Annotated in this window: 20 protein-coding genes and 1 riboswitch; of the genes, 3 read left to right on the forward strand and 17 right to left on the reverse strand. The window is 38.9% G+C overall.

Features of this window, described 5'->3' with window-relative positions:
• Positions 1 to 54 precede the first annotated feature (54 nt).
• From metH to MHH37_RS19190, 6 genes are all read right to left on the reverse strand, one after another.
• Positions 55 to 3,486, reverse strand: coding sequence for a methionine synthase (gene metH / locus MHH37_RS19165; RefSeq protein ID WP_342574290.1), 3,432 nt, complete (start codon positions 3,484 to 3,486; stop codon positions 55 to 57).
• Complete coding sequence (locus MHH37_RS19170; protein WP_342574291.1) at positions 3,479 to 5,323, reverse strand: bifunctional homocysteine S-methyltransferase/methylenetetrahydrofolate reductase; 1,845 nt, start codon at positions 5,321 to 5,323, stop codon at positions 3,479 to 3,481. Before MHH37_RS19170 ends, metH begins: the two co-directional genes overlap by 8 nt.
• Positions 5,324 to 5,425: 102 nt before the next feature.
• A riboswitch (SAM riboswitch) is annotated at positions 5,426 to 5,523 on the reverse strand.
• A gap of 86 nt (positions 5,524 to 5,609) precedes the next feature.
• Entirely contained in the window at positions 5,610 to 6,995 is a 1,386-nt protein-coding gene (gene hemG / locus MHH37_RS19175) for a protoporphyrinogen oxidase (RefSeq protein ID WP_342574292.1), read from the reverse strand.
• A gap of 147 nt (positions 6,996 to 7,142) precedes the next feature.
• Positions 7,143 to 7,628: a chemotaxis protein gene (locus MHH37_RS19180; protein WP_342574293.1), complete on the reverse strand. Its 486-nt coding sequence runs from the start codon at positions 7,626 to 7,628 to the stop codon at positions 7,143 to 7,145.
• A 148-nt stretch (positions 7,629 to 7,776) separates the two neighbouring features.
• On the reverse strand, positions 7,777 to 8,619 hold the full coding sequence (locus MHH37_RS19185; protein ID WP_340735808.1) for a tetratricopeptide repeat protein: 843 nt from the start codon (positions 8,617 to 8,619) through the stop codon (positions 7,777 to 7,779).
• A gap of 5 nt (positions 8,620 to 8,624) precedes the next feature.
• Entirely contained in the window at positions 8,625 to 9,512 is an 888-nt protein-coding gene (locus MHH37_RS19190) for a LysR family transcriptional regulator (RefSeq protein ID WP_008408490.1), read from the reverse strand.
• Between the two features lie 187 nt (positions 9,513 to 9,699).
• Between MHH37_RS19190 and MHH37_RS19195 the strand changes: the two genes are divergently transcribed.
• Positions 9,700 to 10,446, forward strand: a complete 747-nt coding sequence (locus tag MHH37_RS19195) for an alpha/beta fold hydrolase (protein WP_008408489.1) — start codon at positions 9,700 to 9,702, stop codon at positions 10,444 to 10,446.
• A 144-nt stretch (positions 10,447 to 10,590) separates the two neighbouring features.
• Here MHH37_RS19195 and MHH37_RS19200 read toward each other — a convergent pair whose 3' ends face one another.
• The 3 genes from MHH37_RS19200 to groES all read right to left on the reverse strand — a co-directional run bounded on the left by MHH37_RS19200 (position 10,591) and on the right by groES (position 14,130).
• Positions 10,591 to 11,964: an S-layer homology domain-containing protein gene (locus MHH37_RS19200; RefSeq protein WP_342574294.1), complete on the reverse strand. Its 1,374-nt coding sequence runs from the start codon at positions 11,962 to 11,964 to the stop codon at positions 10,591 to 10,593.
• Between the two features lie 133 nt (positions 11,965 to 12,097).
• Positions 12,098 to 13,729 carry a chaperonin GroEL gene (groL, locus tag MHH37_RS19205; RefSeq protein WP_008408487.1) on the reverse strand — a complete coding sequence of 544 codons (1,632 nt, stop codon included), beginning with the start codon at positions 13,727 to 13,729 and terminating at the stop codon, positions 12,098 to 12,100.
• A gap of 116 nt (positions 13,730 to 13,845) precedes the next feature.
• Positions 13,846 to 14,130, reverse strand: coding sequence for a co-chaperone GroES (gene groES / locus MHH37_RS19210; protein WP_008408486.1), 285 nt, complete (start codon positions 14,128 to 14,130; stop codon positions 13,846 to 13,848).
• 276 nt (positions 14,131 to 14,406) lie between these two features.
• Here groES and MHH37_RS19215 point away from each other — a divergent pair, with 276 nt between their 5' ends.
• The gene (locus MHH37_RS19215) at positions 14,407 to 15,135 is read left to right on the forward strand and encodes a type II CAAX endopeptidase family protein (protein ID WP_008408485.1); all 729 of its coding nucleotides are present in this window, start codon (positions 14,407 to 14,409) and stop codon (positions 15,133 to 15,135) included.
• 90 nt (positions 15,136 to 15,225) lie between these two features.
• Here the strand turns inward: MHH37_RS19215 and tatC are convergent, their stop codons facing one another.
• The 3 genes from tatC to MHH37_RS19230 form a co-directional block, all read right to left on the reverse strand.
• A complete protein-coding gene (gene tatC / locus MHH37_RS19220; RefSeq protein WP_342574295.1) occupies positions 15,226 to 16,050 on the reverse strand; it encodes a twin-arginine translocase subunit TatC in 825 nt (274 codons plus the stop codon).
• Positions 16,051 to 16,067: 17 nt separating this feature from the next.
• Positions 16,068 to 16,295 (reverse strand): twin-arginine translocase TatA/TatE family subunit, encoded by a 228-nt coding sequence (tatA, locus tag MHH37_RS19225; RefSeq protein WP_008408483.1) that lies wholly within the window; start codon positions 16,293 to 16,295, stop codon positions 16,068 to 16,070.
• Between the two features lie 78 nt (positions 16,296 to 16,373).
• Positions 16,374 to 17,009: a redox-sensing transcriptional repressor Rex gene (locus MHH37_RS19230; RefSeq protein ID WP_008408482.1), complete on the reverse strand. Its 636-nt coding sequence runs from the start codon at positions 17,007 to 17,009 to the stop codon at positions 16,374 to 16,376.
• Between the two features lie 245 nt (positions 17,010 to 17,254).
• Here MHH37_RS19230 and MHH37_RS19235 point away from each other — a divergent pair, with 245 nt between their 5' ends.
• A complete protein-coding gene (locus MHH37_RS19235; RefSeq protein ID WP_014822547.1) occupies positions 17,255 to 19,195 on the forward strand; it encodes an ABC-F family ATP-binding cassette domain-containing protein in 1,941 nt (646 codons plus the stop codon).
• 575 nt (positions 19,196 to 19,770) lie between these two features.
• Here MHH37_RS19235 and tsaD read toward each other — a convergent pair.
• From tsaD to MHH37_RS19260, 5 genes are all read right to left on the reverse strand, one after another.
• The gene (gene tsaD / locus MHH37_RS19240) at positions 19,771 to 20,784 is read right to left on the reverse strand and encodes a tRNA (adenosine(37)-N6)-threonylcarbamoyltransferase complex transferase subunit TsaD (protein WP_342574297.1); all 1,014 of its coding nucleotides are present in this window, start codon (positions 20,782 to 20,784) and stop codon (positions 19,771 to 19,773) included.
• A complete protein-coding gene (gene rimI, locus MHH37_RS19245) occupies positions 20,784 to 21,227 on the reverse strand; it encodes a ribosomal protein S18-alanine N-acetyltransferase (protein WP_008408479.1) in 444 nt (147 codons plus the stop codon). Before rimI ends, tsaD begins: the two co-directional genes overlap by 1 nt.
• On the reverse strand, positions 21,227 to 21,931 hold the full coding sequence (gene tsaB, locus MHH37_RS19250; protein ID WP_342574298.1) for a tRNA (adenosine(37)-N6)-threonylcarbamoyltransferase complex dimerization subunit type 1 TsaB: 705 nt from the start codon (positions 21,929 to 21,931) through the stop codon (positions 21,227 to 21,229). The genes rimI and tsaB overlap by 1 nt, the downstream gene beginning before the upstream one ends.
• The gene (gene tsaE, locus MHH37_RS19255; protein ID WP_008408477.1) at positions 21,928 to 22,380 is read right to left on the reverse strand and encodes a tRNA (adenosine(37)-N6)-threonylcarbamoyltransferase complex ATPase subunit type 1 TsaE; all 453 of its coding nucleotides are present in this window, start codon (positions 22,378 to 22,380) and stop codon (positions 21,928 to 21,930) included. Before tsaE ends, tsaB begins: the two co-directional genes overlap by 4 nt.
• A 264-nt stretch (positions 22,381 to 22,644) precedes the next feature.
• Positions 22,645 to 22,983 (reverse strand): hypothetical protein, encoded by a 339-nt coding sequence (locus MHH37_RS19260; protein WP_087618576.1) that lies wholly within the window; start codon positions 22,981 to 22,983, stop codon positions 22,645 to 22,647.
• Positions 22,984 to 22,991: the final 8 nt, after the last annotated feature.

Here is a 22,991-nt window from a genome sequence, read left to right on the forward strand (position 1 = left end):
AAGGTCGCAAAACCGCCTTACCTCTAATAAGGTAAAGCGGTATTTTTAAATCAATTATACATTAAAATAACGAGCATCCGGGTGGGCAAATACAATAGCTGATACACTTGCTTCCGGCTCCATCATAAAGCCTTCTGTTAAATGTACGCCAATCTTTTCCGGTTTTAATAAAGAGAACAGCTTCTCCTGATCTTCCAGGTTCGGACACGCCGGATAGCCAAAGCTGAATCGCTGCCCTTGGTATTTTGCCGCAAATCGATCACGCATCGTAAAGTCTGTTGCATCCGGGAAGCCCCACTGGTCACGGATTTCCTGGTGGATACGCTCCGCAAATCCTTCCGCAAGTTCAAGTGCAGTCGCTTGTAATGCATGGCTTTCCAAGAACTTTCCTGCTTGTTTCAGTTCATTTGCTTTTTCACTTACCCCTTTACCTGCTGTAACGACCATTAACGCAATATAGTCCATTTCACCGCTGTCTACCGGCTTTAAATAATCCGACAAACATAAAAATGGGGCTGCTTGCTGGCGAGGGAATGTAAAGCGTTTGATTTCAGTTTTTGCATCGTCCGGGCTGTATACGACAACATCATCGCCATCGGATTGCGCCGGGAAAAATTGATACATTCCAGAAGCACTTAATCCGCCGCTTGTTAAATAACCATTTACTAAATCCGTTAATAAAATCGCGCGTTCATCTTGGTCTGCAAGCAATTGTTCCAAGTTCCCTTTAAGCCCTAAATGGTGTCCGATCAATGTACGCATATTCACATACGGATGTAAATGGGCTACCGAATAATCCGGTTTAATATGCGGTACTAAATCTTTTGGCTTCCATACCGCCGCATCCCCAACTGTTCGTACCGGCTTTTCGAGAACCGCCACCGCTGGACGTGCCGCACGTTTCGCATCTGATTCCAGACGCTTTTCTCGTGCATCGCGCAGTTCTTCTATGAATACATGACGCTCGTTAGTATTCATTAAGCGATTCGCTTGTTCTAAACCTTGCATTGCATCTTTTGAATAGATTACCGGTCCATCATACTGATCGGCAATTTTCGTCTCAGTAAAGCGACGTGACAATGCCGCGCCTCCTACTAATATCGGAATATCAATACCGGCTTCTTTAAAGTCTTGTGCCGTAATGACCATTTGCTGAGCCGATTTTACAAGTAAACCTGACAATCCAATAAAGTCGGGTTTTTCTCTTCGAATTGTTTCAATCAGCTGTGCAGGTGTTACTTTAATCCCTAAATCTACAACACGATAGCCGTTATTGCTTAAAATAATGTCGACCAGGTTTTTCCCGATATCATGAACATCGCCTTTTACTGTCGCCAAAACCATTGTCCCTTTATTGGCACTCGTATCGCCCTTCTCCATAAACTGCTCTAGATGAGCGACCGCTGCTTTCATGACACCGGCACTTTGTAGCACTTCCGCTACAATCAACTGGTTTTCGTTAAACAGCTTGCCGACTTCCGCCATCCCTGCCATTAATGGTCCATTAATAATATCAAGCGGTGTATCGAACTTTTCGAGTGCTGCATTTAAATCTTCAATTAACCCTTCCTTCGTACCTTCCAATATGTAATACGCAAGACGTTCTTCCATTGTCGCCGGTAATTCTTTTACGACTGCATCTTTCTTTTTATCACGGTAAAAGTCAGTAAATACAGCGAGTGTTTCATCATTTGTATTGAAGATTAAATCGTTCGCCAGCTTGATTTCTTCTTCAGGAATCGATGCATAGCGCTCCAGTTTTTCAGTATTTACAATCGCATAGTCCAAGCCTGCTTGTGTACAGTGATATAAGTACACTGCATTTAATACTTCACGTCCAACTGGCGGTAAGCCGAACGAAACATTACTTACACCGAGCACTGTTAAGCAGCCAGGTAAATGTTCTTTAATGAGGCGAATTCCTTCGATTGTTTCTTCAGCGGCACCAATATATTGCTCATCACCTGTACCTACCGGGAACATTAACGGGTCAAAGATAATGTCTTCTGCTGACATGCCCCATTTTTCTGTTAAAAGCTGAAAAGAACGCTTCGCTACTTCAAGCTTTTGCTCACGTGTAATAGCCATTCCAGTTTCATCAATCGTACCGACAACAAGTGAAGCCCCATATTTTTTCACAAGTGGCATAACAGCATCGAAACGCTCTTCTCCATCTTCCAAGTTAATCGAGTTAATAATGGCCTTCCCTTGCGAAAACTTCAGTGCGACTTCCATTACTTTTTCATCTGTAGAGTCAATTACAAGCGGTACTTTAACTTTTTTTACAACTTCCTGCATAAAGTTTTTCATATCTTCTACTTCATCGCGGTCAGGGTTTGCTAAACAAATATCGATGACATGTGCCCCGTTTTTTACTTGTGCACGTGCAATTTCTGCAGCTTCTTCAAACTTTCCGTCAACAATCAGGTTTTTGAATTTACGTGAGCCAATTACATTCGTACGCTCCCCGATAAATAATGGACGCATCGATTCATCATATTGCAATGGCTCGATACCTGATACGACATGTCCGTGCGTTACATCTTTCGGCTCGCGTGGTTTATAGCCATCTACAGCTTCACGGATCGCCGCGATATGTGCTGGCGTTGTACCACAGCAGCCGCCGACGATGTTCAACCAGCCTTTTTCTGCAAAGCCTTGCAGTTTTTTCGATAATGACTCCGGTGTTTCATGATAGCAGCCTTCCTCGTCCGGTAAACCGGCATTCGGATAACAGCTAATATAACCATTTGAAAGCTCTGCCAATGAACGGATATGATCGGTCATAAATTCCGGACCTGTTGCACAGTTCAGTCCGACAGACAACGGCTTAATATGCTCAATAGAAATATAAAATGCTTCAATTGATTGCCCGGCAAGCGTTGTTCCCATTGGCTCAATTGTTCCTGAAATCATGACAGGCAGCTCTTTGCCAAGTTCCTCAAATGCACGGTGAATGGCAATCGTTCCTGCTTTAACATTAAGCATATCCTGGGAAGTTTCCATTAAGAGCAAATCCGCTCCCGCTTCAATTAGTGCTTTTGCCTGGATATAAAAGTTTTCTTCCAGCTCTTCAAATGTTATACCGCCTGTTACCGACAATGTTTTAGTCGTTGGCCCGATTGCACCTGCGACAAAGCGCGGCCATTCTGGTGTCGAAAACTCTTTTGCAGCCTCTAGTGCAATTTCAACCGCCCGCTTATTAATTTCAACTGCCTTGTCACCTAAGTCATATTCATCCAATACGAGTGGTGTTCCACCAAACGTATTGGTACAAATAATATCAGCGCCTGCAGCTAAATAGGCACGATGAATTTTACTCAATACATCAGGTCTTGTCAGTACCAGGTTTTCATTACAACCGTCTAAGTCTTCTCCGCCAAAATCTTCATATGTTAGGTTTTCTGCCTGAAGCATCGTCCCCATGGCACCATCGATGATAAGTATTCTTTTTTGTAATTGCTCATGAATCGGGTGATTATACATTCGACTGAACTCCTTTACTTTCCACATCATATTGTTTTACATAGTCCATTAATTCCAGCGTCATATCATAGCGTAAAAACGGTGTAATTAAATAAATACCGTTAAAGTATTCACATGCTGTATCGAGCAGCTCTTTAGCAATCGCGATTCCTTCTGCTGTCGATGCTTCCTTGTCATCCCCACAGGCAGCCATGCGCGCAAGTACTTCATCGGACAGTTTAATGCCCGGTACTTCATGATGTAAAAATTCCGCGCTGCGTGAAGATGTTAGTGGCATAATCCCGATATAAATCGGTGTTTCCAAATGCTTCGTCGCCTCATAGATTTCGATAATCTTTTCTTTCGTATAAACCGGCTGTGAAATAAAGTAATCTGCTCCATGCTCGATTTTCTTTTCTAAACGGGCTACAGCACGGTCCAGTACACGAACATTCGGATTAAAGGCAGCGGCTACCGAGAAATTTGCCTGTTTACGCAGCGATTTCCCAGTAAAAGAACCACCTTTATTTAACTGCTTAATTAGAGAAATCAGTTCCATTGATGAAACATCATATACGCTCGTCGCCCCCGGGAAATCCCCTACTTTTGTCGGGTCCCCTGTCACGACAAGAATATCATGAAGTTCCAGTGCATCAAGTCCCATTAAATGTGACTGAAGCCCAATTAAATTTCGGTCACGGCATGTCAAATGCGGCAATGAACGAATTCCTTGCTCTTTTAAAATCGCAGCCATCGCGATATTACTGATGCGCGGTGAAGCAAGTGAGTTATCAGCCATCATAATGACATCGGCTCCTGCTTTAGATAACTGTTTTGCCCCTTCTACAAATCCGTCAATTTCCAGATGACGTGGCGTATCCAGTTCCACTATAACTGAACGTTCACGTTTTACTTTTTCGTGGAGCGGCTCCTGTTTACGTGGCTCCGGAATTCGGACAAATTGTGTAGACCTGTGTTTTTCTTCTTTTGTTTCAATTGGCTGCATATTCGCCAAACGTTTTTTTACGGCTGCAATATGCTTCGGTGTCGTCCCGCAGCATCCGCCAATTAAACGGACACCTTGGTTTACGAGTTCAACTGCTGCACGTGCGAAATAATCGGTCTCCGACTCATAAACTACTCGACCATCTTCAATGTCCAATAATGATGCATTCGGATAAGCTGATAAAAAAGCTTTATTCGGTAAATTAACCCCTTCAAATGCCTGAATTGTATGGAAAGGACCTAATCGGCAGTTACTCCCAACAATATCTGCACCTAACCTTTCCAAGTCTTGATACGCTTCATTTAACGTCATTAAATTTTGAAGGACACCCGGTTCCTGCATCGTCACTTGAGCAATGATCGGCAAATCGGTCATCGAACGTAATAGATGGACACAATGCGATAATTCTTCAAAATCGTAATACGTTTCCAATAAAAATCCATCCGGTTCACCTGCTAGTAATACTTCCGCCTGTTCTTGGAACGCAGCTAAAATTTCATCTAATGTTGCATCACTTTTACGAATTCCCCGAATACCACCGATTGTTGCCAGAACATATTGCCCATCCAGGGAAGCTGCCCGCTTTGCGATCTTTAACGCTGCTTCATTAAACTCCTTCACACGACTTTCATAGCCATAACGTGCAAGCTTAATACGGTTAGCTCCATATGTATTGGTCTGAATAATATCTGCACCTGCCGCAATATATTCACTATGAATTTTCTCTATAATATCAGGACGGGCAATATTCATTTCTTCATGGCAATAGTCCAACCCATATGAATAAAGAAGTGTCCCGATTGCTCCGTCGGCTGTTAAAACCCGTGTTTGTAATTCTTCAAGTAAACCCATTGCCTTCACTCCATCATTTACAGTATTTTCAGTATTTTAACGATACAAAAAAGCCTTCTTTCATTAAAGAAAAGAAGGCATAGTAGTTATCGACTTAATCCCTTCTCATCTTCTGGCATTCGCCACTGGATTTAGCACCTGACTTAATGTTGGTTGCTGAAGTTTCATCGGGCCAGTCCCTCGACTTCTCTTGATAAGAAATAATATGAATTTTTGAAATATTTAAATGAATCATAACGTTATCTAATACGTCCGTCAATACCCTTTAGCTGAATGAAGTATTTCTTTACATAATTCGACTAATAATGTGTTCAGCTGTTTTTTTGCCGTTTTGAATACAAGTACCGATTCCTACTCCGAAATAGGAACATCCCGCTAATAGAACATTCGGGTAATCCGTTGCCAGTTGCTGTATAACTTTTGATAAGGCTTCATTATGCGCCAAATCATAGCGCGGCATTTGGTCAATCCACTTTGTTACATTAATGACAGTTGGATCCGCTTCAACACCTAAGCTGAGACGAATGTCTTCCAATGCAACTTTTGTCAGTTCTACATCTGACATGGCTGCCAACTCTTCATAGCGCGGATTAATATCTTTATAAAACAAGCGAACGAGTAAATTGCCTTCTGCTGACGTATGCTTCCATTTACGGCTCGTCCATGTCGATGCATTACAAACTAAATCACTATTATGCGAAACGATAAAGCCGGTACCATCAGCCGGTAATATATCGTCCGGTACATCAAAGCCAACATACATCGTTAAAGTAGATGCCGTCGTGAACTTTTTCAGCTGTTCCTCTAATGAATCATCCTGTATTACATGACGTACCGTCTCATTTGGAACGGCCAGTACAACAATATCTGCCAATATTGTTTCATCTTCCAGCACGACTTCATATTGCTCACCTTTTTTTAGAATTTGCTTTGTTACTGTCTTTCTCATGAATTCAACTTCCGGCAGCTGTTCTTCTAAACGATTGATTAATGCTGATAAACCCGGACGGAAAGAAATAAACTTCTTATTCGCAGCTTTTTCGAATTGCTCGCGATGTGCCTCGAAGCCTTTAATAATCGATCCGTAGTTGTTTTTATAATCCACTAAATACGGCAATGTAGATGCCAGGCTTAATTGATATAAATCGCCTGAATAAACTCCTGCCAATACTGGGGCAATTTGCTTTCGAACAATTTCTTCACCTAAAAAATATTCTAAAAACGTACCGATAGAGCTTTCTTTAGTAAATTTAGTATTCGGGATTTCTAAATCTTGAAGGGCCCTCTTCTTTCCTTCTTCTGAAATTAACGTACTCGACATGAGCGATTCTACACTCATCGGAATACCGAATGTCGAACCTGCCGGAATAGCATGCAGCTCGTTATTCGTATGAATGTAGGAAATACCTGTTTCGTTATAGACAAGCTCTGATTCAAAATTAAGCTCCTTAACAAGCTCCAATACCCCTGGATGGCGTGCTACAATTGAATCAGCCCCTGTTTCCATAATAAACCCTTTATCGTATTCGGAATGAATTTTCCCGCCTAAATACGCGTTCTTTTCAATCAGTATTAACCGCGCTTCCACGTTTTGCTCATGCATTTTATTTTTCAGATAATGCATCGTACATAGCCCGGTAATTCCTCCACCTACAACTACTACTGTTTTCATATCCATTCTCTCCTATTTCGTTCGCTTCTCTTCTTATAGTATAAACTTTTTCATACGAAATATGGTCAGTTGGGTATTACAATTTTCAGAACCTCATAAGAAAAGCCACCCTACCTCGACATATTCCCAGGTAGGATGGCCTCTATTTTACTTATAAGAAAGTTGCTTTGTCAGGGAAATTATTTCTGCTTCCAAAGATGTAGAACGTTTATCAAAATAGCGTATACGTTCATTGCTGCGGTTTTCTAAATGTTTGTTAAGATCTAGCATATTTACAGCGTCGCTGGCAAATAGCTTTAAAGTACGAACACCAGATTCAATTTTCCGAACTTCTTTTCCATATACAAGTGCGGTATTGTCTGTTGTTTTACCTTTTTTCAATTCTAAAATATTCGTATTAATAAGCTCATCAATTTGATCGTAACGTTTGTTTTGTTTATCAGTCATCATTTGAATTTTTTGTTTGTATTTAATAACATCTTTATGGTCTAATCCAGTTTGGACATAGCTTTTTAAATATTCGACAATTGTACATAGCGTCGTCAGATTCTCTCGCTGTTCTAATAGCATTTGTTGTAGTTTTTGAATACTATCCTCATTATGATCAGAAGAGAATTGTTGGACTGCAAACATATACATAAAAATTCCCCCTTCTTAATACTTTCCCCTTATAATATATTTCCTATTTTCCATTAAAATTAAACCTATATTTATCAATGAAATAGGTCTAATTTATGACAAGGAAATAGAATATCAAAACTTTTTAGTATCTATTACATTATTATTCATATATATCGTTATTTAGAACTTTTAGCTTTTCTTGCCACTTGGCAGCTTCTGCTATATCCCTCTGTTCGTAGTAGCTTACTACTTTTTTTGTTGCTTCCATGTCTCCCAGCAAGCTTGCTTTTTTATAGTAATGGATTGCTTTTTCATTATTTCGTGCTACCCCATGACCATTTTCATAGCAGTAGCCGATATTAAATGTTGCATCAACATGAAACTGTCCGCTCGCTTTTAAAAACCATTCCAACGCTTTTTCATTATCTTGCTGTTGACCGAGCTCTCCTGAAAAATAAATCATACCCATTCGGTACATTGCTTCTTCATCTTGCTTTTCTGCACTGCGGGAATAGTAAGCAAAGGCTTGTGATTCATCACATTCGGTACCCAACCCTTGTTCATACATGATCCCGAGTGTAAACATTGCTTCAGCAATACCGAATTGCGCAGCCATCTTAAACCAGCTGAGCGCTTGTTGCTCGTCGACTGCTGTTCCCTCACCGTTCAAATACATATCTGCTAAATTATTCATTGCATCAGGGTGGCCTAAATGTGCAGCACTTTTATAAAGTAAAAATGCCTGCTGCTCACTCCCTTTTTCACCAAGCTCCTCAAAATAGCAGTTTCCCAGTTCATACATAGCTTCTCTGTTCTGCTGCTCACTTGCCTTACACAGCAATCCGTACATTTCGTCATATTGCCCATACTCTTTATATAATAAGGCAGTATTAACCATCGCCTGTTCGTCTCCATTACATGCTGAGATAAATTGCTCAAGCCACTTTTCCTCATGCTCTATTTCATGTTGTTTAAGCCATTTTCTAAATTGACTTTGCTCCATATTGTTCACTCTTCTCTTTGCTGAAAATACTGCAGTAAATATTGTTTAAACTCAGATGCTGCTGGAGGCAAATAACGATTTTTTGCCCATGAAACACAAACGGAGCGGTAGCAAGGGGGATCTAACTTCAAACGTTTTACTTTATAGTGATCTAGCCCTTTAATATTCGGAATTACGGATATGCCCATTCCGGCACCAACAAATCCTGCTACTGTATGCATTTCTTCAGCAGCAAATGTTGTATTCAACACGATGCCCTGCTCTAAAAACAGCTCATCCACTAATTGACGGAGCGAATTTCCCTTTTTAATCGCAATAAACGGTTCATTCTTCACTTCATCATATTTAACAGCATCTTGCTGTGCTAACGGATGTGTTGTCGGGACAATGACAAAAAGCTCTTCCACAAATAATTCTTCCGTCTCTATTTCAATTACCCTTGATTCTATTTTTTGCGAAAGACATAAATCGATGGCCCCCTCTTCAAGCCGCTTTAATAAACTTAACGAAGTCGCCTGCGTTAAAGAAAACTGCATGTTCGGAAACGCCTCGCTCGTTGAAGCAATCAGTTCTGGCACTATTTCCATACCTAGTGTATGAATAAAGCCAAATGACACTTCTCCAGAACCCGGTTTGATAATATCTTCAAATTCTTCTTTAATCCGATCGTATTCATCCAAAATGACATTGACACTTTGCAGAAAAAGCTCGCCAAAACGGTTGAGATAAATCGATCTTCCTTCACGGTTAAAAAGCGGTACACCTAAATGTTGTTCGATGTTCGCAATCGATTTACTTAACGCCGGTTGGGAAATGGCTAAAACCTCTGCCGCACGTGTCATATGTTGCATTGTAGCAACGGTTTTGAAATATTGAAGCTGTTCAATCTCCATTTTACATACCTCACATCATTCATAACTTTTTTGCATCAATATAATAAAAATAATAAATTGTACTTATATGTTTATACTCTTTATAATAGTCGATAACAACAGGTTTTCATATCAAAATTATTTTTAAATTTCAAGTGTTTTTTTGAAGTTTTGTAAAATTGACATAAAAAAAGGAGTCTAATTGACAATGAAACTCATCGCGCCGAAACCTTTTACAATTGAATCCGGAAAACGTGCCGTATTATTGCTGCATGGCTTTACCGGCAATACAAATGATGTAAAACGTTTAGGAAAATATTTAGCGGATCGTAACTATACAGTACATGCACCATTATATAAAGGCCATGGTGGTGGCCCTGACTTATTAATTCAATCTCAACCCGCTGAATGGTGGGACAGTGTTATAGAAGGCTATGATGAATTGCGTAATCGTGGCTATGAAGAAATTGCAGTAGCAGGTGTTTCTCTAGGCGGCATCTTCTCTTTAAAGCTTGGCGAAGAACGTCCGACAAAAGCGATTGTTACTATGTCTGCTCCAGCAACAGCCAAATCAACAGATAGTTTACAAAATCGGATTATTGACTATGCTATTAACTATAAAAAGTTATCGGGCACTTATGATGAATCAGTTGATAGCCGTAATAAAATTGCGGAACTTGTGAAAATGCCTTCATTAAACTATTTACAAAATATGATTAATGAAACAAGTGAAAAACTAAATGTTATCAACACTCCGGTCCACATTTTACGTGGCTTGGAAGATGATGAATATTATTGTGAAAGTGCAGATCTAATTTATAGTTCAGTAAATTCACGAATTAAATCAGTTAAAACTTTCATTAATTCCGGACATATATTAACATTAGGTAAAGAACGTGAATTAGTGTTTGAAGAAATTTACCGTTTCTTTGAAGGGTTAAAGTGGAAAGAATAATTATCACCACTTTAGCTGATAATTGACATTGTGTCCCCTTGCAAAAATCCCCGTTTTTGCAATGATATAGACGAGTTTGCTTTTGTTTACTCGTCAGCAAAAAACGAGCGTTAAATGGATCCCCGTCCATTTAACGCTTGTTTTTTATTGTTTATTTATTGCCAGCACTAAAATTTTCGCTATTTGAGCACGTGTGACATTGCCTTTAGGTGAAAATGTTGTAGCACTTGTTCCCTGCACTACTCCCGTATCATATAAAAAAGTAATCGCTAACTGTGCTTCACGATCATAGTTCGCTATATCTTGGAAAGGCGCCAGTTTTGCCGGTTCGTATTGCTGCCCAGCTTGAACAGTTGAAAGACGCATTAAAATTAATGCTAACTGTGAACGTGTAATTTTGCCCTGCGGATTAAAATTTCCGTTGTTTTCTTTAATTAGCCCCGCTTCATATGCAGCGGCAATCCCATTTTGAGTTTGCTGTGCATAATGACTAATATCATTAAAAGGTGCTTTATTTTTTGCAGTTAATCCAAAGGCCTGTGAAATGACAGATATTACTTGAGCACGCGTCATATTGGCATTCGGCTTAAATGTACCATCCTCATACCCATTCATAATACCCTTTGCATAGACAACATCAATATAATCTTTGCCCCAATGGTTTTGAATATCAGTAAATGGCGCTTTTACAATCTCGCTATCTGTTGTATTTTCTTCTGTTTCTTTAAACAAGGCATTCAAATAATCCTTCATCATCGCATCCGCAACGACTTGATAACCTGCTTCACTTAAATGAATATTTTTAGGGTTCGGTAAATACGTTTTTGCGTCCGTTGCAATCTGTGCTGCCACTTCAGTAAATATACCACCATTATCTTCTACAATACGCTTCATTGAATTATTCAAATTCGTTACTAGCATGTTTAGCTGTTTCTGAATTGCCGGATCTTCAATATAAGGAAACGGATTGTAAAGTCCCATGACGATCATATCAACTTCAGGATTAATTTTATAAATATTGTCGAAAATCTTTTTATAGTTTACCGCAACATCCTGAATGCTCTTAATAACACCTGCTGTATCAAAACTAAACTCACCCGTTTCAGAGCGATTTACATTCTTTAAAATATCATTTGCTCCAACACTTAATGTAATCAGGTCTGCCTGATGAATCGCTTCCTGGATTGCTGCTGATTTTTCCGAAACACCATTTAAATCGTAAATAGGTTTAGTGACATTTTCTTCAATACCCTTTAAAACGTCGACTGTTGTATAGCCTGGATAAGAAAAACCTTTATTGAATACAATCTGGCTTTTCTGATCTTGGTACTGTTTAGCAAGTAAGTCTGCATAACCAAAACCAATTTCACCGTTTTCATTCATTCCCGCTGCCAGTGAGTCACCAAGCGCTACATAATGAAACGACTTACTTTCATCTTCTGCCTCCACTATATTTGTGAATGGTAAAACGAGTTGTAAAACGAGCACAAGTGCCAGTAAAACCGAAAACTTTTTCATCCAATTCCCCCTTATTTTGGAACATTTCTATATTATAATTTATCGATTATTAAAATACAAAACAATAAAAAATCGATTGCTTTGCAAAGAACAAAACAATCGATTTTTATAAATAAGTCGGATACTTATCGGATTACATCATTCCTGGCATACCCATGCCACCCATGTCCGGCATACCGCTGCCTGCTGGTTCTGGAATATCTGCAACTACTGCTTCTGTTGTTAAGAACAGTGAAGCTACAGAAGCTGCGTTTTGTAATGCTGAACGTGTAACTTTCGCTGGGTCAACTACGCCTGCATCAACCATGTTTACCCACTCGCCTGTTGCCGCATTGAAGCCAATACCTACTTCTTCACGTTTTAAACGGTCAACGATAATTGAACCTTCTAAACCAGCGTTTTCAGCAATTTGACGAACTGGTTCTTCTAAAGCACGTAAAATAATACGTACACCTGTTGCTACATCGCCTTCTACTTGATCCAATACTCTTTCAACTGCCGCATAAACATTTAGAAGTGCTGTACCACCACCTGATACGATACCTTCTTCTACTGCTGCACGAGTTGAGTTCAATGCGTCTTCAATACGTAATTTGCGCTCTTTTAATTCTGTTTCTGTTGCAGCACCAACTTTAATAACTGCAACACCGCCAGCTAACTTCGCTAAGCGCTCTTGTAGTTTTTCTTTATCAAATTCAGAAGTTGTTTCAGCAAGTTGCGCACGGATTTGGTTTACACGACCAGCTACTGCATCAGTGTTACCAGCACCTTCTACGATTGTTGTGTTATCTTTTGATACGATAACTTTAGCAGCACGACCTAAAGTTGATAAATCAGCTGATTTTAAATCTAAGCCAAGATCTTGTGTAATTACTTGACCCCCAGTTAATACAGCAATATCCTCTAACATTGCTTTACGACGGTCACCGAAACCTGGAGCTTTTACTGCTACAGCGTTGAATGTACCACGTAATTTATTTACTACCAATGTTGCAAGTGCTTCACCTTCAACATCTTCAGCAATAATTAAGATTGGGCGACCTTGTTGAACCACTTGTTCTAATACTGGTAAAATCTCCTGAATGTTTGAGATTTTTTTGTCTGTAATTAAAACGAATGGATTATCAAGTACTGCTTCCATTTTATCCGTATCTGTTACCATATAGTGTGATGCATAACCACGGTCAAATTGCATACCTTCTACTACATCTAATTCTGTTGTAAAACCTTTTGATTCTTCAATTGTAATAACTCCGTCGTTTCCTACGCGCTCCATCGCATCCGCAATGTATTGACCGATTTCTTCATCAGCCGAAGAAATTGCCGCTACTTGTGCGATAGATTCTTTATTTTCAACTGGACGTGCAATTGCCTGAAGCTCTGTTAATGCAGCAGCAACCGCTTTATCCATACCTTTACGAATACCTACTGGGTTAGCACCAGCTGTTACGTTTTTAAGTCCTTCACGAATCATAGCTTGTGCCAGTACTGTTGCAGTTGTTGTACCATCACCTGCGATTTCATTCGTTTTAGAAGCTACTTCCGCTACTAATTTTGCACCCATATTTTCATATGCGTTTTCTAACTCAATTTCTTTTGCGATGGATACACCGTCATTTGTAATAAGTGGAGAACCGAATTTTTTCTCTAAAACAACGTTACGTCCTTTAGGTCCTAAAGTTACTTTTACAGCGTTAGCTAATTTATCTACACCAGATGCCATTAATGAACGTGCTTCTTCTGAAAACTTAATATCTTTTGCCATAATTCATTTTCCTCCTAAATTTTACGATCTATTTTTTTGATTTATTGTTTATGAAGATGTGCAGCTAGCAAAGCTTAATATGTATGACTAGCTGCAATTTTCTTTTGATTTTGTAATTATCCGACAATTGCAAGTACATCGCTCTCACGCAGGATTAAATATTCTACGCCGTCGTACTTCACTTCCGTACCAGAGAATTTAGAGAAGATAATTTCGTCGCCTTCTTTTACGTCAAGCTCAAGACGAGTGCCGTTGTCAAGAACACGACCTGTACCTACTGCCACTACTTTACCAGTTTGTGGTTTTTCTTTTGCTGAGTCGGGTAAAACAATACCAAATGCAGTTTTTTCCTCTACCTCAACAAGTTCGATAATGATGCGATCTCCTAATGGTCTTAACAATTGAAACAACCTCCTAAGAAATTTTCTATTTTTAGCACTCTCGTTTGTCGAGTGCTAACACATTTATTAGTTTAATGAATTCCATATTTTTTTGCAAGTATGTGCACTAAAAAATTTTGATTTATTGGCAAATTCCTCTACAATAATGTTAAATGTATAACAGTGGGCTATCATAATAGCCCATATTAAACTCTATAATAGAAGGTACAACATTCCACATACTTTTTTGGGATGTGTAATTCTACTAGTCAGTAAGAGAAAGAAGGTTTTTCATCCGTGACTTCCCGTTCATCAGATAAGTTCAAAACGCAGAAGACCGCATTCTATGTGTTAATAACTTATATCATCTGTCAGTTATCAGTCTTATTACTTATATTCATCCCAGGCTTAAAAGATTCCCTTTTACAACTATTTTCTGGTATGTCTGAGCAGGATCAACTTATAAAATTATCTGCTTGGTGGTCAACTATTTCATTTGCGGTTGCCTTTATTGTGAGTTTTATATTAATCTCCCGCAATAAGCAATTTTGGGATGTATTTAAAGGGGAAAAGGCATCAATTGGTGCTTCTATTGGTTGGGGTATCATCGGTTTCTTCCTTGTCTTTTTAGGGCAGACAATCGGCGCATACATTGAGCTTGCTTTAGGAATTGATATGGGCTCGGAAAATACCGAAGCCATTATGAGTGTCACAAAGGTAGCGCCGATTATGATTATTGCGACTGTCTTATTAGGACCAATCTTGGAAGAGCTTGTATTCCGTCGTGTAATTTTCGGTTCAATTATACAAAACTATAATTTCTGGATTGCGAGCATTATTAGTGCAATTGTATTTGCTGCGATTCATATGGATTTTACGCATATTTTACTGTATACAATTTGCGGTATGATCTTCGCATTTTTATATCATAAAACAAAGCGCCTTCTCACACCGATTATCGCGCATATTCTATTAAATGGTTTCGTCACATTTATCCAAATGAATGCCGATAAGTTTCAAATATAACTTTTACCCGCTATTTTACATAGCGGGTTTTTTAGATAACCTTCTTTAAAAGGAAACTAAAAAACGCTACCAAATTCGATAGCGTTACCATTAACTGTTATTCATCTGCTCCATTTGCTGACGCTGCATTTCGAGTAGCTCTTCTACCTGCAGCTCACGCTCTCGTTCCTCTTCTGCTAAAATTCGCTCTTTTTCTGCCACTTCATATTTTCGATAACCAAGACGTGCAATGACAATACTTACTTCATATAAAATAAATAGTGGTATTGCAATAATGATATTCGATACTAAATCAGGCGGCGCGAGCAATACCGAAATCACGATTAATACAAAATACGCATATTTTCGAAATTTCACCATGAGTTTCGGATTAATAATTCCGAGACGTGAAAGAAACAGCGTTACAACAGGCAATTGAAACAGCACCGCAAAAGGCACTATTAACTTAATTAAAAATGAGAAGAATTCATTAATACCGATTGTTTGCGTAATATTCAAGTCATTGGATAAATCCGTCATAAAGCGCATAATAAATGGAAATAACACAAAATAAGCAAAGGCTATTCCCCCAATACACAGTGCAAAAGCATACGGAATATATTTCAATGTTGCCTTACGTTCAGCCTCATGCAAACCAGGTGTTATAAAAGCCCATAGCTGGTATAGCAGTATTGGCGATACAATAACGGCAGCTACAATAAATGTAACTTGTAAATACACGGTTAAAGGATCTGCCGGACTAAATGCATTCATCGAAAAACTGGCAGCTAAATCGCTGCGTTGAATGTATCGAATAAGTGGTTTCGCCGTATAGAATCCGACGAAAAGAGCCATCACGAAGAAAATCGCCACGAAAAATAAGCGCTTTCTAAGCTCTTCCATATGTTCAACTACGGTTAATTCTCTTGAATTCATAGCAATACATCCTTATTTTACTTAACTTCGTTTTTTTCGTTCTCTTTATGTTCAATCACTTTTTTCTTTGTATCAAAATCGTCGTCGTCGTCCGTCAAGCCTTTCGTAGCGCTACGGAATTCACGTAAAGTTGTCCCCATTGCACGACCTAATGATGGCAATTTTTTGGGACCGAATATTAGCAAAGCAATCAGTCCAATGATTATTAGGCTCACAGGTGTAATCGCATTTAAATGTACAATCACTATAGCCACCTCCTCTATTATTATGTATATTTTACATTAATTAACTAGAATTTGCTATTTATAGTAATGAACATTTTGTTACTTACCTGAGTTTCGTACTAAATACGTAAGTGCCTGTAATTCTACCGATAGATCTATGTTCATCACTTTAATGGTGTCAGGAACAGATAATCGTACTGGTGTGAAATTTAATATACCTTTTGCATTTATTTTAACGAGTCGGTCTGTCATCATTTGTGCTGAGCGGGAAGAAACCGTTAATATTGCTAACTCCGCGCCAAATTCCTCATACATTTCCTCCAAACGATCTGGATGGAATACTGGAATATCACTTATCGTCGTTCCTTCCATCGGTGCTTTCGAATCAAATGCAACAACGATACGCGTGTTGTGATTTTTTTGGAAGTTATACTTTAGTAAGCCATTCCCCAGATTCCCGACTCCTATTAATGCAACATTCATTACCTCGTCCTGGTCTAAAGTTTGTCGGAAAAACTCCAGTAAGTACTGGACATCATATCCATACCCCTTTTTACCGAGTGCCCCAAAGTAAGAAAAGTCACGTCGAATCGTAGCAGAATCTATTTTCATCGCATCACTTAATTCCTGTGAAGAAATACGCTTTTTACCTTCAGTTGCGAAATTTTTCAAAAATCGATAATAAAGAGGAAGTCTTTTTGTTGTTGCTTGTGGAATTTTTACTTCTTGTTTCACACATTCTCCTCCTATGTACATTTGGAAATCTTTTTCAAATAATGCCTCTGTATAACGTGTCGAGATGACCTGCTTGATTTGATCAAGTAGTTGTCGCCAAGCGATATGGCACGCTTAACATAAACTCCACTCTTTGTGCAGAAGCAAGTTAATCTTACTAAACAAGGAGCGACAAGTAAAGTATCCATCGTTGCGTACAATGTTCCCATCCATTAAACTAAATAGGAGAAACTGAGGTGTAAACAATGATTGTCTTACAAGTAAATCAATTATATAAATCCTTTATTACAGATGAAATATTAAGCGGTGTAAAATTAGAAGTTCAGCACCGTGATCGTGTGGCATTAGTAGGGCGAAACGGTGCCGGCAAGTCCACATTATTAAAAATAATTGCCGGACAAATGAGCTACGACTCTGGTGAAATTATTATTCCAAAAGATATTCAAGTCGGCTATTTGGAGCAGCATGCAGGTATCGACTCTGAACTTTCAATTTGGGACGAAATGATGACAATTTTCGCAAACTTGCAAAACCAGGAACAAACGCTGCGTCAACTTGAACAGCAAATGGCCGATCCTGCCATTTATGAAGATAGCGAACAATATGCACGTATCATGGCAGAGTATGACCAGTTGCAGCATGATTTCAAAGATGCAGGCGGTTATCAGTATGAAGCCGATACCCGTTCTGTTTTGCATGGTATGCAATTTTTCCCTGAAGATTATCAAAAGCCGATTCGTTCTCTATCCGGGGGACAACGGACACGACTGGCCCTCGCAAAGCTTCTTTTGTCAAAGCCCGACCTCCTTATTTTAGATGAGCCGACCAACCATCTTGATATTGAAACACTGTCATGGCTAGAAGGCTATTTAAAAGGTTATGATGGAGCTATTTTAATCGTCTCACATGACCGTTATTTCCTAGATCAGGTCGTGTCGATCGTTTATGAAGTATCCAGAACAAAAGTGTCGAAATATGCAGGGAACTACAGTGCTTATCTAGATGAAAAGGCGAAGAACTATGAACGTGATTTAAAAATGTATGAACGTCAAATGGATGAAAAAGCCAAGCTCGAAACTTTTATTCAAAAAAACCTTGCCCGGGCTTCAACTACAAAGATGGCACAGTCACGTCGCAAAGTGTTGGAAAAGACTAGTTGGATGGAATCTCCTGATGGCGATGAAAAAAGTGCCAACTTCGGCTTTACAATTGAGCGCCAAAGCGGAAATGATGTACTGTCGGTGGATGATTTAACAATTGGGTTCACGAACAAGGCGATTTCCGAAAATATTGGAATGCGTGTCTTTAGAGAAGACCGTATTGCACTTGTCGGTCCAAACGGTGTTGGGAAATCTACTTTATTGAAAACAATCGTTCAAGATATCGAGGCACTTGCCGGAGATATCCGTTACGGTACGAATGTGCAAATTGGCTACTATGACCAGGAACAGGCGAAACTTCATTCAAATAAACCTGTTCTTAATGAACTTTGGGATGAATGGCCGTTATTAAATGAAAAGGATATCCGCAACATCTTAGGCCGCTTCCTTTTTAGCGGGGATGATGTGTCAAAAACAGTGAGCTCCCTATCTGGTGGAGAAAAAGCACGTCTTGCACTTGCAAAATTAATGATGCAAAAATCAAATTTCCTAGTACTTGATGAGCCGACGAACCATTTAGACTTGGATAGTAAAGAAATATTGGAAAATGCTTTAATTGATTATCCTGGAACGTTGCTATTCGTTTCACATGACCGTTATTTCATTAATCGTATTGCCACTAAAGTTGTTGAACTATCAAGCACGGGTTCGTTCGAATATTTAGGTGACTATGATTATTATGTTGAAAAGAAAGAGGAACTTGAAGAATTAGCTGCAATGAAAGCAGCAGCCATTGAAAAAAATACGACTGAATCGACCGTTCAAACAAAGTCTACATCGATGATTGATAAGGACGCGAAAAAAAGAGAACGTCAAATTCGTCGTGCTATTGAAGATATTGAAAAGCAGATGGGGGCTTTAGATGAAAAAATCGCCGTCTTTGAAGAACAACTTTGTGATCCTGCCATTTTTTCAGATCATGAAAAGACATTATCGATTCAATCTGAGCTGAATGATTTGAAAGAACAGCATGAAACATTTGAAATGGAATGGCTTGAACTAAACGAAGAGCTCGAACAGCTATAATTTTGGAGTGTCCATCAACATATGGGCACTCTTTTTTTAGAGGCAGACGAAAAGCTTGTTTCTCCAAAAACTTATGTTTTGTATTGCTATTGTATAATATTAACCCTTTCTATCATCCAATCTACATAATAATCATATATATAGGTCAATACGCCAAATTTCAACAAATTTCTCCACAATTTTATTCACAAAATAAATCTAGTAATATCAACATATCAACATAGTTTTCCACATTATCCACATTTAAAATCAAAGTTATGCACATTGCTGTGTGAAAAAGACACTACTATATATAGATAAGTCACATGTTACCCACAAGTTATTCACACTTTGTGTATAAGTACGCATGTTCGCAAGTTTTTTTGTGGGTATTTAACTTTATCTGTGGATAATTTTCAGAAAAGTTGAACAGTCAATAAAAACTTGTTATAAATGAGATTTATCCATCATAAATTACTAGATTCGACTTTTTTATATTATTGAAAGAAAACAAATTAAATAATTTTTTATTTTCTCTATAAAAAAAGCATGGTGAAAGGATATACTGCTACATCCTTTCACCATGCTTCTATACCCTATTTCCAGCTCATGAGCTCCATCCCAGGTCGCCCATTCATTGCTAAATTCCCACGAATCCCTGCTTCATACATTTCATACGCAGCTGCACCAATCATTGCAGCATTATCTGTACATAATTTTAAAGGTGGCACATAAAATGGAATACCTTCTTCTTTAAAGGCTTTTTCCAATGCTGTCCGTAATCCTTTATTCGCTGATACACCGCCAGCTGCAATTACTTGTTTTACCTGAAACTCACGTGCTGCTCGTACTGTTTTACCCGTCAATACTTCCACTACACTGTCTTGGAAGCCTTTTGCAACATGCTCGGCAATAATTTCTTCACCGCGCTGATCCATATTGTGTTTATAGTTAATCACTGCAGATTTTAAGCCACTGAAACTAAAGTCGTATGAATCCTCCTCCAACCATACACGAGGGAAAGGCACGGCTTCTGTTGCTTCATGGGCAAGACGATCAATATGAGGACCACCTGGATATGGCATATTCAAGACACGGGCTACTTTGTCATATGCTTCACCTGCCGCATCATCACGCGTTTCACCAATAACTTCAAAAGAACCATGTTCACGCATTAGGACAAGCTCTGTATGTCCACCTGATACAACGAGTGCCAACAGCGGAAATTCCATTGGCTGTACTAGATTGTTCGCATAAATATGCCCGGCAATATGATGTGTCCCGATCAATGGCAATCCGTGTACAAAAGCGAAAGCCTTAGCCGCATTAATACCGATTAACAATGCACCGACTAACCCCGGCCCTTCTGTTACGGCAACAGCGGTTAAATCTTTCGGTTCCATATTTGCCTGTTTTAATGCTTCTTCTAAAACAATTGTCATTTGTTCAACATGATGACGTGATGCGATTTCCGGGACAACCCCGCCAAAACGCTTATGACTCTCAATTTGCGATGATACTACATTCGAAATAATCTCCGTGCCATTTTTAATGATGGCCACTGCTGTTTCATCACAACTTGTCTCAATTGCTAATATATAGTTATCCATTATAAATTCACCCACATTACTAACGCATCTTCCTGATTATCCGTATAGTAGCCTTTACGAAGACCTCCGTCTAGGAAACCAAGTTTGCGATATAAATTTTGTGCAACAGTATTCGTTACACGCACTTCTAAACTCATGACATCCATATTTGCTTCTTTCGCTACTCGCATCGCTTCACGCATAAGTGTTTCACCAATGCCTTGACCACGTACAGACTTTACAACCGCTACATTTGTAATCTGTGCTGCATCAATAACAAGCCAAATTCCACAGAAGCCGATAATTTCACCTGTTTCGTCTTCAGCGACTAAATAATGTGCATACTGGTTTTCCGTCATTTCGTAATAAAACGAATCCAATGTCCATGGTGTAGGAAATGATGCGAGCTCAATTTTATGAACGGCCTGAACATCATCTATTGTCATTCTGCGATACCGTACCATTAAAGTTGCTCCTTTTTCTGTTCCTTTATCCAATTCGCTTCTGCTTCTGCAATACGGCGATATTGGGGAACAAAAGCATGAACAGCCTCAATTGTCGGTAATGGCATTTGTTGTGCCAAAGCAATTAATTCGGACGCACGCGGTAAATCCATCGTAAATGGAGCACGGATAGCAAAATCACCTAATACTTGCTGAATTTTTTCCATGTATAAATCGACATCTGTTCCGACAAAGAATATTGGCTGTTGTAATTGCTGAAGCTTCTGTAATAATCCGTCTATATGATCATGGTGATCTTCAATAATCGGTTCCATAGTATCTGCTTTATATATTCCGGCATATACATTTTGACGACGAGCATCGATTAATGAACAGATTGCATAATTAGCAGCACGGGCATTCGCAGCCAATGCTTTCAAGCTTGATACGCCTACCAATGGCTTTTGCAGTGACCATGCCAAAGTTTTGGCAAGAGTAACACCAATACGCACTCCTGTATAAGAGCCGGGACCTTCAGAAACGGCAATCGCATCAATCTGTACCGGTGTAATGCCTGCCTTGTTTATTACTTCTTCAATTGCCGGCATGGCACCAACCGAATGTGTTAATTTTATATTTTGCACGACTTCTGCAATTACTTTATTATCTTGTACTATGGCGACAGAAAGCGGTGCATTTGCTGTCTCTATTCCTAACCAAATCATTTTAATAACTCCTTACAAAGACGAACATATTTTTCGCCTATCGGTTTCAATACAAATTTACGTTTCGTTTCGTCGATGCGTATAATTTCAATTGCTAAACGCTCTTCAGGCAAATCTTCCTGAATAAGATGTGCCCATTCCACAACTGTTACAGCATCCCCATAAAAAATTTCTTCCCAGCCTAAATCTTCATCGCTATCTTCCAGACGATATACATCCAGGTGATTAAGTGGAATACGTCCTACATATTGCTTCATAATCGTAAATGTCGGGCTATTGACCGTTCGTTTTACTCCAAGCCCTTTTGCAAAGCTCTGTGTAAATGTCGTTTTGCCCGCCCCTAAATCACCTTCAAGTGTAATCGTATACTGTGGCTCGACTAATTCTGCCAGTCTCATCGCAAGTGCTTGCGTTTCTTCCAGCGTATTTATATCTTTTTCAAATATCATTTGATTGCTTCCTTCCACAAAAAAAATCCATTATCTCTAGTTTACTTGAAGTGAGGCAATTGTTCAAAATGTATCACTTTTATATTGACCTTACTCAATAACGTTAATATAAAGTAGCTATGAAAAAAAGAAAAACACTCATTTTTTTCTGTGAAAAAGTGAATGTCCTGAACTTTCTTTTATTTGATTTTCATTATCTGGAACAATAAGGATAGTGAAGAAGTATTATGAGAACACATACGTGTAACCTTATTTCTGCAATCACTAACGCTTTGATTTTCCTTTGCGTTCCACTATTTCTTTTTTTACCAATACATCATCCTCAAACTTTAGGCGATATCCTTTCGTCAGAAGAATTTCATCATTCCATTCATAAGTACCGTTATTAATTTGCTGACCGGCACCCCCGGAAATACGCACTACGTCTAAATAAGACATCCCTTCTTTTACTTCTTTATACTCTTCTTCATTCATGTATTTTTGCCATACGTATGTATTGCTTTCTTCTATCTCTAAAACTTCATCATGACAAGCTGTTATTAGCATTGTCAGCAACATAACGAGACAAATAGATAGGAAGACATAAAAACCCTTTTTATTCATTTGTATCC

It is taken from the genome of Solibacillus sp. FSL K6-1781 (assembly GCF_038630735.1).
GTDB classification, from domain to species: Bacteria; Bacillota; Bacilli; order Bacillales_A; family Planococcaceae; genus Solibacillus; species Solibacillus silvestris.

Bases quoted from the DNA above. Each gene is read 5' to 3' on its own strand.
- MHH37_RS19235 (WP_014822547.1), top strand. From the start codon at position 17,255: ATGATTGTCTTACAAGTAAATCAATTATATAAATCCTTTATTACAGAT.
- MHH37_RS19260 (WP_087618576.1), bottom strand. From the start codon at position 22,983: ATGAATAAAAAGGGTTTTTATGTCTTCCTATCTATTTGTCTCGTTATG.
- tatC (WP_342574295.1), bottom strand. From the start codon at position 16,050: ATGAATTCAAGAGAATTAACCGTAGTTGAACATATGGAAGAGCTTAGA.
- MHH37_RS19200 (WP_342574294.1), bottom strand. From the start codon at position 11,964: ATGAAAAAGTTTTCGGTTTTACTGGCACTTGTGCTCGTTTTACAACTC.
- tsaB (WP_342574298.1), bottom strand. From the start codon at position 21,931: ATGATTTGGTTAGGAATAGAGACAGCAAATGCACCGCTTTCTGTCGCC.
- MHH37_RS19190 (WP_008408490.1), bottom strand. From the start codon at position 9,512: ATGGAGATTGAACAGCTTCAATATTTCAAAACCGTTGCTACAATGCAA.
- tsaD (WP_342574297.1), bottom strand. From the start codon at position 20,784: ATGGATAACTATATATTAGCAATTGAGACAAGTTGTGATGAAACAGCA.
- tsaE (WP_008408477.1), bottom strand. From the start codon at position 22,380: ATGATATTTGAAAAAGATATAAATACGCTGGAAGAAACGCAAGCACTT.
- MHH37_RS19185 (WP_340735808.1), bottom strand. From the start codon at position 8,619: ATGGAGCAAAGTCAATTTAGAAAATGGCTTAAACAACATGAAATAGAG.
- groL (WP_008408487.1), bottom strand. From the start codon at position 13,729: ATGGCAAAAGATATTAAGTTTTCAGAAGAAGCACGTTCATTAATGGCA.
- metH (WP_342574290.1), bottom strand. From the start codon at position 3,486: ATGTATAATCACCCGATTCATGAGCAATTACAAAAAAGAATACTTATC.
- MHH37_RS19170 (WP_342574291.1), bottom strand. From the start codon at position 5,323: ATGGGTTTACTTGAAGAATTACAAACACGGGTTTTAACAGCCGACGGA.
- rimI (WP_008408479.1), bottom strand. From the start codon at position 21,227: ATGGTACGGTATCGCAGAATGACAATAGATGATGTTCAGGCCGTTCAT.
- hemG (WP_342574292.1), bottom strand. From the start codon at position 6,995: ATGAAAACAGTAGTAGTTGTAGGTGGAGGAATTACCGGGCTATGTACG.
- MHH37_RS19195 (WP_008408489.1), top strand. From the start codon at position 9,700: ATGAAACTCATCGCGCCGAAACCTTTTACAATTGAATCCGGAAAACGT.
- MHH37_RS19180 (WP_342574293.1), bottom strand. From the start codon at position 7,628: ATGTTTGCAGTCCAACAATTCTCTTCTGATCATAATGAGGATAGTATT.